Genomic DNA, 11,265 nt, shown 5'->3' with positions numbered 1-11,265 from the left:
TCGACTCCAGAGTCAAGCGCTATTTAGATATACAGCGAACGCACAATCAGGAAATGCCCGGCAAAGTAACAGGCGGAGGCTATCGCGTTATCCGCCCGGAAGCGGCGGCGATAGTGGCTGCCCAGCCACACGATATTCCCGATCAGCAGCAGGGCGGCGCCGAAGAACGCGGACATCGCCGGAGCGGTCGGACGGAAGAACCACAGCTCGCCCGCCAGCCACACCATCACCAGCGTCATGGCGATAAACGTACAGACCGGCAAACGCATCTCTTCCAGACGTGACCAGATCACCGCAATCAGCAGCGCGCCAATCACCAGCAGCACCAGCGGCAGCGGCCAGAAGAAGGAGAGCGTCATCTGGCTTGCAAAGTAGATGGTATAGAGCAGATGCGACAAGAAGAACGCCCCAACGGCGTAGAGCAGGCGCTGGCGCGGCAGCAGGGTTAAGGCATCGCCAATCAGGGATGCACACAGCCCGGCTAGCACCAGATAGCTGACGGCGTTGAACATCGGCGCTTGCCAGGCCAGCAGCAGCAGGAGCAACAGCGTGACCGGTTTAAACAACCAGCGCTGCCAGGTGGGACCGCGGTAGGACGCATCGACATAAAGCCATGCGGAAAAACAGACAGCGATAAATGACCAAAGCATATTAACTCCCTGTATCTGTTAAGTCTGAATAATCAGTTTCTGATCCAGTTTAGTGACGCGGGCGGGCGTTTGGCAATGGCGGGGGAGGCAAGGTATCCTGAATTCCGCAAAATCTGATGGGATTGTCGAATGAGCAAGATGCCGCTTTTTTTCATTATCGTGGTGGCGATTATCGTCATTGCCGCCTCGTTCCGTTTCGTGCAGCAGCGCCGCGAGAAGGCGGATAACGATGCCGCGCCGCTGATGCAAAAGCGCGTGGAGGTGATCAACAAACGCGAGAAACCTCTCAACGACCGCCGCTCGCGCCAGCAACAGGTGACACCTGCGGGCACAGCAATGCGCTATGAAGCGAGCTTTAAGCCGGAAACGGGCGGCCTGGAGATGACCTTCCGCCTGGAGGCGCATCAGTACCATCAGCTGACGGTGGGGGAGAAAGGAACGCTGAGCTACAAAGGGTCGCGGTTTGAAGGGTTTGAACCGGAGCGGTAATTTTCCCCTCACCCCGGCCCTCTCCCACAGGGAGAGGGTGTAATCGTTCCCTCTCCCTGTGGGAGAGGGTTAGGGTGAGGGCATCAGGCCGCGCCTTACTTCTTCACCTGCGCCTTAAACTTCTTCATCCACACCAGCAGTTCAAACACGCCGAAAATAAACACGCGCAGCTGCTGCCAGCCCGTCATCTGCGGGCCGTCTTTCGGCAGACCGTTTTTCAGCATCACCATCTGCAGAGCGTGCATGAACGACGTGAAAATCAGCGCCACGTTAACGAAAATGTTCATCGGGCGCGGGAACGGGTGCACCAGATTTAAAATCAAAAATGCCCAGACGCCCAGCATCAGCAAACGTCCCAGGTTAATCAGTACCGGCATCGGAGCCTCCTTGTGCCTGACGGTGATAAAGACGATAAGCGACCTGGCCGGCGACCTTTTCGCGGTGCAGATCCCAGTGGGCGGGAACCGGCGGCAAACCGTTTTCCACTTCGCTTTCAACGTAAATTAGCGCGTCATCCGCCAGCCAGCAGTTTTGCTCCAGCAGGGATAACGTCTCTTCCAGCAGCCCCTTACGGAACGGCGGATCGACGAACACCACGTTATGCGGCGTACCTTTCTGCGCAAGAAAACTCAGCGTGTTGGTGTTCACAACTTTGGCGTTGCTCGCCTTTAGCGTCGCCAGATTTTGCTGCAGCGTCTGCGCAACGCCGCGCTCCATCTCCAGCAGCGTGGCGCTGGCGGCATAGCGCGACAGCGCTTCAAGCCCCAGCGCGCCGCTTCCGGCGAAGCAGTCCAGGCAGTGGGCGTCTACCATTGACGGGGCCAGCCAGTTAAACAGCGTCTCGCGCACGCGGTCGGTAGTAGGGCGTAAACCGGGGCTATCCGGCACCGGTAATTTCCGGCCTCGCCACTGACCGCCGATAATACGAATTTGACCGGCCGGGGCGCGGTTGGGTTTCTTCATCTCAGGAAAGCTCTGTTAACAATTGGCCTGCGATTGCGGGCGGTGATGTCAATTAAGTAAAGTGTTAGACTATTTCATCATTTTTTTAGCTTCCATGTATATAGCGCCGCGAGGAGTGTAGTCGCAGATGGCAAAACAAAAAAAACGTGGCTTCTTTTCCTGGCTGGGCTTCGGTGAAAAAGAGCAAGAAACAGAACAGAAAACCGAAGAGCAACAAGCCGTTGAAGAGCAGTCACAGCCTGAAACGCCTGTAGAAACCGCCGCGGTTGTCGAAGCGGAAGAAACGGCGCACAGCAAAGAAGAGATTGAATCCTTTGCACAAGAGGTGGTTGAGGTCACGGAACAGGTTCAGGAGAGCGAGAAGCCAGAACCGATTATCGTTGAGGACATTACCGAAGCGCCACAGGCCGTTATCGAGCATGAAGAGCTGCCGCTGCCGGAAGAGGTGAAAGCCGAAGAGGTGTCTGCCGAAGAGTGGCAGGCGGAAGCGGAAACCGTTGAAATTGTAGAGGCGGTGGAAGAAGAAGCCGCACTCGAGCCAGAGCTGACCGACGAAGAGCTGGAAGCCCAGGCGCTGGCGGCAGAAGCCGCGGAAGAAGCGGTCATCGTCGTGCCGGTAGAAGAGCAGGCCGAAGAAGAGAGCGTCCAGGAGCAGGAAAAACCGACCAAAGAAGGTTTCTTCGCGCGCCTGAAGCGCAGCCTGCTCAAAACCAAAGAAAACTTAGGTTCCGGATTTATCAGTCTGTTCCGCGGCAAGAAGATCGACGACGATCTCTTTGAAGAGCTGGAAGAACAGCTGCTGATTGCTGACGTCGGCGTGGAAACCACCCGTAAGATCATCGCCAATCTGACCGAAGGGGCGAGCCGCAAACAGCTGCGCGACGCCGAAGCGCTGTACGGTCTGCTGAAAGACGAGATGGGCGAAATTCTCGCAAAAGTTGACGAACCGCTTAATATTGAAGGCAAAACGCCATTTGTTATTCTGATGGTCGGCGTGAACGGCGTGGGTAAAACCACCACCATCGGCAAGCTGGCGCGCCAGTTCGAGCAGCAGGGCAAATCGGTGATGCTGGCGGCGGGCGATACCTTCCGTGCGGCAGCGGTTGAGCAGCTGCAGGTCTGGGGCCAGCGCAACAACATTCCGGTGATTGCCCAGCATACCGGCGCGGATTCCGCGTCCGTGATCTTCGATGCCATCCAGGCGGCGAAGGCGCGCAACGTGGACGTGCTGATTGCCGATACCGCAGGGCGTTTGCAGAACAAATCGCACCTGATGGAAGAGTTGAAGAAAATCGTCCGCGTCATGAAGAAGCTGGACGAAGACGCGCCGCATGAAATTATGCTGACCATTGATGCCAGCACCGGACAGAACGCCATCAGCCAGGCGAAGCTGTTCACTGAAGCGGTAGGACTGACCGGGATCGCGCTGACCAAGCTGGACGGCACCGCGAAAGGCGGGGTGATCTTCTCCGTGGCCGATCAGTTCGGCATCCCTATCCGCTACATCGGTGTGGGCGAGCGTATTGAGGATTTACGTCCGTTTAAGGCGGACGACTTTATTGAGGCATTATTTGCCCGAGAGGACTAACAATGATTCGCTTTGAACACGTCAGCAAGGCCTATCTCGGTGGGAGACAAGCGCTGCAGGGGGTGACATTCCACCTGCAGCCGGGCGAGATGGCATTCCTGACCGGCCATTCCGGCGCGGGGAAAAGTACCCTGCTCAAGCTTATCTGTGGGATCGAGCGGCCAAGCGCCGGGAAAATCTTTTTCGGCGGTCATGAGATCAGCCGCCTGAAAAACCGCGAAGTGCCGTTCCTGCGTCGTCAGATCGGCATGATTTTCCAGGATCACCACCTGCTGATGGATCGCACCGTTTTCGATAACGTGGCCATTCCGCTGATTATTGCCGGCGCCAGCTATGACGATATCCGCCGTCGCGTTTCTGCGGCGCTGGATAAGGTCGGGCTGCTGGACAAAGCGAAGAACTTCCCGATCCAGCTCTCCGGCGGTGAACAGCAGCGCGTGGGCATCGCCCGCGCGGTGGTGAACAAGCCTGCCGTACTGCTGGCGGATGAACCGACCGGTAACCTGGACGATGCTCTTTCAGAAGGGATTTTGCGTCTGTTTGAGGAATTTAACCGCGTAGGAGTCACCGTATTGATGGCGACGCACGACATCGGGCTCATTTCCCGTCGTTCGTACCGCATGCTGACCCTGAGCGACGGGCATTTGCACGGAGGCCACGGTGAACAAGCGTGATGCAATAAACCAGATTCGGCAGTTCGGGAACCGGTTTGACCGTTTCCGTAAGCCGCAGGGCGGTGGTGACGGCAATCGTAATGCGCCGAAGCGCCAGAAGGCCGCGCCAAAACCGGCCTCCCGTAAAACCAACGTGTTTAACGAGCAGGTGCGCTACGCCTTCCACGGCGCGCTGCAGGACCTGAAAAGCAAGCCGCTGGCGACGTTCCTGACGGTGATGGTGATCGCCATCTCCCTGACGCTGCCAAGCGTCTGCTATATGGTCTATAAAAACGTCAACCAGGCGGCCTCACAGTATTATCCGTCTCCGCAGATCACGGTCTATATGGATAAAGCGCTCGACGATAACGCCGCGGCGCAGGTGGTCGGGCAAATTCAGGCCGAGCAGGGCGTGGAGAAGGTCAACTATCTCTCACGCGAAGACGCGCTGGGCGAGTTCCGTAACTGGTCTGGCTTTGGCGGCGCGCTGGATATGCTCGAAGAGAACCCGCTGCCCGCCGTGGCGGTGGTGATCCCGAAGCTGGATTTCCAGGGGACCGATTCGCTTAACACCCTGCGCGATCGCATCACGCGCATCAAGGGCATTGATGAAGTGCGCATGGACGACAGCTGGTTTGCGCGTCTCTCTGCCCTGACCGGGCTGGTAGGACGCGTCGCGGCGATGATTGGCGTGCTGATGGTGGCGGCGGTCTTCCTCGTCATCGGTAACAGCGTGCGCCTGAGCATTTTCGCCCGTCGCGATACCATTAACGTGCAGAAACTGATTGGTGCAACGGATGGTTTCATCCTCCGACCGTTCCTTTACGGCGGTGCACTGCTCGGTTTTTCCGGTGCATTTCTTTCACTGATATTGTCAGAAATTTTGGTTATGCGGCTTTCGTCCGCCGTCACTGAAGTGGCGCAGGTTTTCGGAACGAAGTTTGATATCAGTGGCTTAGGCTTCGATGAGTGCCTGTTGCTGCTGCTGGTTTGTTCGATGATTGGGTGGCTGGCAGCCTGGCTGGCAACCGTTCAACATTTACGTCACTTTACTCCCGACTAATAAAAGCGTGATATAATCTTTCCCTGCACCGAGATGCTCGCTCTGCAGGGAAAGCGTCCCTGTTGTCGCTTCCCCTGTTATCATCTCCATGTCACAATTTGTGCGTAATTTATTCACCGTTGCACCTGGAACTTGTGGATAAAATCACTGTCTGATAAAAGAGTGAATGCTAATCTCGTTGCTCAAACGCTTTGGCATGGTTGTTGCCTGACGGGGACGACCAGGACCAGAAGAAACATTGAGAGGAATGAATGACCAAAGAAATGCAAACTTTAGCTTTAGCCCCTGTTGGTAACCTGGAATCTTATATCCGGGCTGCGAACACCTGGCCGATGTTAACGGCCGAGGAAGAAAAGGAGCTTGCTGAAAAGCTGCATTACCAGGGCGATCTGGAAGCAGCGAAAAAGCTGATCCTGTCTCACCTGCGCTTTGTTGTTCACATTGCTCGTAACTATGCGGGCTATGGCCTGCCGCAGGCGGACTTGATTCAGGAAGGTAACATCGGCCTGATGAAGGCTGTGCGTCGCTTTAACCCGGAAGTGGGTGTGCGACTCGTCTCCTTCGCTGTGCACTGGATCAAAGCAGAAATTCATGAATACGTGCTGCGCAACTGGCGTATCGTGAAAGTCGCCACGACAAAAGCGCAACGCAAACTGTTCTTCAACCTGCGTAAAGCCAAGCAGCGTCTGGGCTGGTTCAACCAGGATGAAGTGGAAATGGTGGCGCGCGAGCTGGGCGTAACCAGCAAAGACGTGCGTGAGATGGAATCCCGTATGGCTGCGCAGGACATGACCTTTGATATGTCCTCCGACGACGACGCATCTGACAGCCAGCCGATGGCACCGGTTCTGTATCTGCAGGATAAAACCTCGAACTTTGCTGACGGCATCGAAGAGGATAACTGGGAAGATCAGGCCGCGAACAAGCTGACCCATGCGATGGAAGGCCTCGACGAGCGTAGTCAGGATATTATCCGCGCCCGCTGGCTGGACGAAGACAACAAGTCCACGCTGCAGGAGCTGGCCGACCGCTACGGCGTTTCTGCGGAACGTGTCCGTCAGCTTGAAAAGAACGCCATGAAAAAACTTCGCGCCGCTATCGAAGCGTAATTTTCGCGAAGTACACCGAGAACCCCTGGATGAAAGTCTGGGGGTTTTGTTTTTTTAGCGCCCGCTCTGGCGAATTCCCTCCCCCTGGCAAACACTTACTGATGCGCTAAGCAGGCGACTTTCTCAGGGGGACAGGGTGAAAAATAACGAACTGAACGACCGGCGTTTACAGGCGACGCCGCGCGGCATCGGCGTAATGTGTAACTTCTATGCTGATAAAGCTGAAAACGCCACGGTGTGGGACGTGGAAGGCAACGAGTACATCGACTTCGCCGCCGGGATCGCGGTGCTGAATACCGGCCATCGCCATCCAAAAGTCATTTCCGCTATTGAAAAACAGCTCCACGCGTTTACCCATACTGCGTACCAGATTGTGCCGTACGAAGGCTATGTGGCGCTTGCCGAGCGCATCAACCAGCGCGTGCCCGTTGACGGTCCGGCCAAAACCGCGTTCTTCTCCACGGGGGCAGAGGCGGTCGAAAACGCGGTCAAAATTGCCCGGGCGTACACCAAACGTCCTGGCCTTATCACCTTTGGCGGCGCGTTCCACGGCCGCACTTTTATGACCATGGCGCTGACCGGCAAAGTTGCGCCGTACAAGATCGGCTTTGGCCCGTTCCCCGGTTCGGTGTATCACGCGCAGTATCCGAATGAACTGCACGGCGTCAGCACGGCGGAAGCGTTGAAAAGCCTGGAACGCATCTTTAAAGCGGATATCGCACCCGACCAGGTCGCGGCCATTATTCTCGAACCGGTTCAGGGAGAGGGCGGTTTCAACATTGCGCCAGCTGATTTTATGCAGGCGCTGCGCGCCCTGTGCGACACCCACGGTATTTTGCTGATTGCCGACGAGGTGCAAAGCGGCTTTGCCCGTACCGGCAAGCTGTTCTCGATGGAACACCACTGCGTTAAGCCCGATCTGATCACCATGGCGAAAAGCCTGGCAGGAGGGTTGCCGCTTTCGGCGGTTTCAGGCCGTGCGGAGGTGATGGACGCACCCGCGCCTGGCGGGCTGGGCGGTACCTACGCCGGAAACCCGCTGGCGATTGCGGCGGCGCATGCCGTGCTCGACGTGATTGATGAAGAGGATCTCTGCACGCGCTCGGCGCATCTTGGCCACCACCTGGTGGAAGTGCTGAATAAGGCGAAGGAACGTTGCCCGTATATCGCTGACATTCGCGCGCAGGGCTCGATGGTGGCGGTGGAGTTTTACGACCCGCAAACGGGTCAGCCTTCGCCGGAGTTTACCCGCCAGGTGCAGGAACGCGCGTTGCAGGAAGGGCTCCTGCTGCTGAGCTGCGGCGTCTACGGCAACGTCATTCGTTTCCTCTATCCGCTGACTATTCCTGAAGCGCAATTCCGTAAAGCGCTGGACATTATCTCCGCGTCGCTGACACGTTAAAGCCATATGCCCGGCGAAAATCCCTGCCGGGCTTATCATATATTCATTTCAAATTAGCTATTCCAAAATCATAAAAATCGGGTATGTTTTAGCAGAGTATGCTGAAAAAGCGCGGACAGCACACCTATAACTGACATAAAGCGCTGAACAACAACATCACAACAATCGTAATAACCATAATAATGGGGAATCTCAGGATGAACATGAAGGGTAAAGCGTTACTGGCAGGATGTATCGCGTTGGCATTCAGCACCATGGCACAGGCAGACATCAAGGTGGCTGTTGTTGGCGCAATGTCCGGTCCGGTAGCACAGTACGGCGACCAGGAATTTACCGGCGCTGAGCAGGCGGTTGCAGACATTAATGCTAAGGGCGGTATCAAAGGCGAAAAACTGCAGATCGTAAAATATGATGATGCCTGTGACCCGAAACAAGCGGTCGCGGTCGCGAACAAAGTGGTGAACGACGGGATCAAATACGTAATTGGTCACCTGTGCTCTTCCTCTACTCAGCCAGCGTCTGACATCTACGAAGACGAAGGTATTCTGATGATCACCCCGGCAGCGACCGCACCAGAGCTCACCGCGCGCGGCTACAAGCTGACCCTGCGCACCACCGGCCTGGACTCTGACCAGGGCCCAACCGCGGCGAAATACATCGTTGAAAAAGTGAAGCCGAAGCGCATTGCCATCGTTCATGACAAGCAGCAGTACGGTGAAGGTCTGGCGCGTTCAGTGCAGGATAACCTCAAGAAAGCGAATGCCGACGTGGTGTTCTTCGACGGGATCACCGCCGGTGAGAAAGACTTCTCTACCCTGGTGGCGCGTCTGAAGAAAGAGAATATTGATTTCGTTTACTACGGTGGCTACCACCCGGAAATGGGCCAGATCCTGCGCCAGGCGCGCGCTGCGGGCCTGAAAACCCAGTTTATGGGCCCGGAAGGCGTGGCGAACGTTTCCCTGTCTAACATTGCGGGTGAATCAGCCGAAGGCCTGCTGGTGACCAAACCGAAGAACTACGACCAGGTCCCTGCGAACAAACCTATCGTAGATGCCATCAAGGCGAAGAAACAGGATCCAAGCGGCGCGTTCGTCTGGACCACCTACGCGGCGCTGCAGTCCCTGCAGGCGGGCCTGAACCAGTCAGCCGATCCGGCTGAGATTGCCACCTGGCTGAAAGCGAACACTGTCGACACCGTCATGGGGCCGCTGTCCTGGGACGCGAAGGGCGACCTGAAGGGCTTCGAGTTCGGCGTGTTTGACTGGCATGCGAACGGCACGGCGACAGACGCCAAATAAAAGCAAAAAGGCAACGTAAGTTGCCTTTTTTAATGTTTTCTCCCTCTCCCCGTGGGAGAGGGCCGGGGTGAGGGCATCAGGCCGCACCGCACGCATCAGGCCGCACAAATCAATCCTGGCGCTTCTCCCACCCGCTCTCCTGCGCCGTAAACCCTAACGCCTGCATAAACGCCGCCATCACGCCGCGGTCTTCCACGCCCACGTCAGCCATCCACCATGAGGTCACGCTCGGGTTTTCGCGGATCACTTCTTCAATTAAATACTGTCCCACACCGCGACGACGGGTGACATCACGCACGCGCAGCGAGTCCAGCGCCCCTTCTGTACCGCTCAGGGTTACGCGAACCGCAGCCAGCAGGCGTTCGTTAAAACGCGCGGCATAAATGCGGTGGGTCTCATCAACGCGTAGAGACGAAGGGGAATATTCCGGCCAGATCTTGCCCAGGTCGATATGATCCTGGTCGCTAAAGGTCACCAGACGCACGATAGTCAGTTTCATTAGCCACTTGTCCAAATCAGATTGAGTAGGGGCAGTGTACTCAATTTATTCACCCAGCGGCTTCCTCTTTTTATTCTCATTAACCAGGTGATTAGTTTTTTGGCAACGCGATGGGCAGTTTGAAAACACATGGATCGAAAAATAAGCAGAATTTTAACCTGAACGGTAGTGATTTATTCGGCGCTTTGTACCGTTATTTTATGCTGCAAACTGCACTTTTATTTGTTTATCTCTGCCTGATTTCAGAATATTATCTTTGCTTAATCGCCTGAAAAATAGAGATTTTAGTCTGGTTTTTGACAAAAAACTGCGCTAAACCATTAAAGGCACTGGTAAAAATAGCGTTGTTCATTAAAAGTACAGAATGCTTTTTAACCATAATAAAACAAAATATAAACACGACATCACGAATGGGGATTCAGAGATGAAAAGGAACGCGAAGACGTTAATCGCGGGGATGGTCGCACTGTCGATCTCGCATGCCGCTATGGCAGACGACATTAAGGTTGCGGTAGTGGGGGCGATGTCCGGCCCTGTTGCCCAGTGGGGTGACATGGAGTTCAACGGCGCGCGCCAGGCCATCAAAGACATCAACGCTAAGGGCGGCATCAAAGGCGACAAGCTGGTGGGCGTGGAATATGACGACGCCTGCGATCCTAAACAGGCCGTCGCGGTCGCCAACAAAATCGTCAACGACGGTATCCAGTATGTGATCGGCCACCTGTGCTCATCCTCCACGCAGCCTGCGTCTGATATCTACGAAGACGAAGGCATACTGATGATCACCCCAGGCGCAACGAACCCGGAACTGACCCAGCGCGGCTACCAGCACATTATGCGTACCGCCGGTCTGGACTCCTCGCAGGGCCCCACCGCTGCCAAATACATCCTCGAGACCGTTAAGCCACAGCGCATTGCCATTATTCATGACAAACAGCAGTACGGCGAAGGCCTGGCGCGCTCCGTGCAGGACGGTCTGAAAAAAGGCGGCGCAAACATCGTCTTCTTCGACGGCATTACCGCCGGTGAGAAAGACTTCTCTGCGCTGATTGCCCGTCTGCAAAAAGAGAATATCGACTTCGTTTACTACGGCGGCTATTACCCGGAGATGGGGCAGATGCTGCGTCAGGCGCGCGCCACCGGTCTGAAAACCCAGTTTATGGGGCCAGAGGGCGTGGGCAATGCCTCCCTGTCAAACATCGCGGGGGATTCTGCCGAAGGCATGCTGGTGACGATGCCAAAACGCTATGACCAGGATCCGGCCAACAAGGCTATCGTGGATGCGCTCAAGGCGCAGAAGAAAGATCCGAGTGGTCCGTACGTCTGGATCACCTACGCGGCCGTACAGTCTCTGGCCACCGCGCTGGATCGCTCCGGCAGCAAAGAACCGCTGGATCTGGTGAAAGATTTAAAAGCACACGGGGCGAACACCGTGATTGGGCCGCTGAACTGGGATGAGAAAGGCGATCTGAAGGGATTTGAGTTTGGTGTCTTTAAGTGGCACGCCGATGGTTCATCCTCGGCCGCCAAATAATTATCCCACCGCCCGGC

12 protein-coding genes are annotated in these 11,265 nt (G+C 55.9%); 8 read left to right on the top strand and 4 right to left on the bottom strand.

The genetic code is table 11. The features are described from left to right. Positions 1-23: 23 nt before the first annotated feature. Positions 24-650 carry a lysoplasmalogenase gene (locus tag INF68_RS11695; protein WP_023310011.1) on the bottom strand — a complete coding sequence of 209 codons (627 nt, stop codon included), beginning with the start codon at positions 648-650 and terminating at the stop codon, positions 24-26. 129 nt (positions 651-779) lie between these two features. Here INF68_RS11695 and INF68_RS11690 point away from each other — a divergent pair, with 129 nt between their 5' ends. Further along, a complete protein-coding gene (locus INF68_RS11690) occupies positions 780-1,139 on the top strand; it encodes a DUF2500 domain-containing protein (protein ID WP_109846251.1) in 360 nt (119 codons plus the stop codon). A 95-nt stretch (positions 1,140-1,234) separates the two neighbouring features. On the opposite strand, the gene INF68_RS11685 is transcribed toward INF68_RS11690, so the two are convergent. Next, positions 1,235-1,516: a DUF1145 family protein gene (locus INF68_RS11685; protein WP_010436509.1), complete on the bottom strand. Its 282-nt coding sequence runs from the start codon at positions 1,514-1,516 to the stop codon at positions 1,235-1,237. Beyond that, positions 1,500-2,102, bottom strand: a complete 603-nt coding sequence (gene rsmD / locus INF68_RS11680) for a 16S rRNA (guanine(966)-N(2))-methyltransferase (protein WP_109846250.1) — start codon at positions 2,100-2,102, stop codon at positions 1,500-1,502. The genes INF68_RS11685 and rsmD overlap by 17 nt, the downstream gene beginning before the upstream one ends. Before the next feature lie 127 nt (positions 2,103-2,229). Here rsmD and ftsY point away from each other — a divergent pair, with 127 nt between their 5' ends. From ftsY to livJ, 6 genes are all read left to right on the top strand, one after another. Beyond that, positions 2,230-3,690, top strand: a complete 1,461-nt coding sequence (ftsY, locus tag INF68_RS11675; protein WP_045355222.1) for a signal recognition particle-docking protein FtsY — start codon at positions 2,230-2,232, stop codon at positions 3,688-3,690. 2 nt (positions 3,691-3,692) lie between these two features. Beyond that, positions 3,693-4,364 carry a cell division ATP-binding protein FtsE gene (ftsE, locus tag INF68_RS11670; protein WP_023310016.1) on the top strand — a complete coding sequence of 224 codons (672 nt, stop codon included), beginning with the start codon at positions 3,693-3,695 and terminating at the stop codon, positions 4,362-4,364. Next, on the top strand, positions 4,351-5,406 hold the full coding sequence (gene ftsX, locus INF68_RS11665) for a permease-like cell division protein FtsX (RefSeq protein ID WP_126787133.1): 1,056 nt from the start codon (positions 4,351-4,353) through the stop codon (positions 5,404-5,406). Before ftsE ends, ftsX begins: the two co-directional genes overlap by 14 nt. Positions 5,407-5,657: 251 nt before the next feature. Further along, a complete protein-coding gene (gene rpoH / locus INF68_RS11660) occupies positions 5,658-6,515 on the top strand; it encodes an RNA polymerase sigma factor RpoH (protein WP_023310018.1) in 858 nt (285 codons plus the stop codon). A gap of 136 nt (positions 6,516-6,651) precedes the next feature. Then, positions 6,652-7,917 carry a 4-aminobutyrate--2-oxoglutarate transaminase gene (locus INF68_RS11655; protein ID WP_193525320.1) on the top strand — a complete coding sequence of 422 codons (1,266 nt, stop codon included), beginning with the start codon at positions 6,652-6,654 and terminating at the stop codon, positions 7,915-7,917. Positions 7,918-8,114: 197 nt separating this feature from the next. After that, a complete protein-coding gene (livJ, locus tag INF68_RS11650) occupies positions 8,115-9,215 on the top strand; it encodes a branched chain amino acid ABC transporter substrate-binding protein LivJ (RefSeq protein ID WP_146198314.1) in 1,101 nt (366 codons plus the stop codon). 109 nt (positions 9,216-9,324) lie between these two features. Here livJ and panM read toward each other — a convergent pair whose 3' ends face one another. Next, on the bottom strand, positions 9,325-9,714 hold the full coding sequence (panM, locus tag INF68_RS11645) for an aspartate 1-decarboxylase autocleavage activator PanM (protein WP_121426223.1): 390 nt from the start codon (positions 9,712-9,714) through the stop codon (positions 9,325-9,327). A gap of 424 nt (positions 9,715-10,138) precedes the next feature. On the opposite strand from panM, the gene livK reads away from it, so the two are divergent. Then, on the top strand, positions 10,139-11,248 hold the full coding sequence (livK, locus tag INF68_RS11640) for a high-affinity branched-chain amino acid ABC transporter substrate-binding protein LivK (protein ID WP_039264148.1): 1,110 nt from the start codon (positions 10,139-10,141) through the stop codon (positions 11,246-11,248). The last annotated feature ends 17 nt before the right edge of the window (positions 11,249-11,265 follow it).

The sequence above is a fragment of the Enterobacter cloacae complex sp. P16RS2 genome (genome assembly GCF_014982155.1).
Classification (GTDB): domain Bacteria; phylum Pseudomonadota; class Gammaproteobacteria; order Enterobacterales; family Enterobacteriaceae; genus Enterobacter; species Enterobacter cloacae_M.
The sequence above is the reverse complement of the archived record's forward strand: the minus strand, read 5'-3'. Positions and strand labels throughout refer to the sequence as shown.

Excerpts from the sequence above, each read along its gene's own strand:
- INF68_RS11695 (WP_023310011.1), bottom strand. The coding sequence starts at position 650 with ATGCTTTGGTCATTTATCGCTGTCTGTTTTTCCGCATGGCTTTATGTC.
- INF68_RS11690 (WP_109846251.1), top strand. The coding sequence starts at position 780 with ATGAGCAAGATGCCGCTTTTTTTCATTATCGTGGTGGCGATTATCGTC.
- INF68_RS11685 (WP_010436509.1), bottom strand. The coding sequence starts at position 1,516 with ATGCCGGTACTGATTAACCTGGGACGTTTGCTGATGCTGGGCGTCTGG.
- rsmD (WP_109846250.1), bottom strand. The coding sequence starts at position 2,102 with ATGAAGAAACCCAACCGCGCCCCGGCCGGTCAAATTCGTATTATCGGC.
- ftsY (WP_045355222.1), top strand. The coding sequence starts at position 2,230 with ATGGCAAAACAAAAAAAACGTGGCTTCTTTTCCTGGCTGGGCTTCGGT.
- ftsE (WP_023310016.1), top strand. The coding sequence starts at position 3,693 with ATGATTCGCTTTGAACACGTCAGCAAGGCCTATCTCGGTGGGAGACAA.
- rpoH (WP_023310018.1), top strand. The coding sequence starts at position 5,658 with ATGACCAAAGAAATGCAAACTTTAGCTTTAGCCCCTGTTGGTAACCTG.
- livJ (WP_146198314.1), top strand. The coding sequence starts at position 8,115 with ATGAACATGAAGGGTAAAGCGTTACTGGCAGGATGTATCGCGTTGGCA.
- panM (WP_121426223.1), bottom strand. The coding sequence starts at position 9,714 with ATGAAACTGACTATCGTGCGTCTGGTGACCTTTAGCGACCAGGATCAT.
- livK (WP_039264148.1), top strand. The coding sequence starts at position 10,139 with ATGAAAAGGAACGCGAAGACGTTAATCGCGGGGATGGTCGCACTGTCG.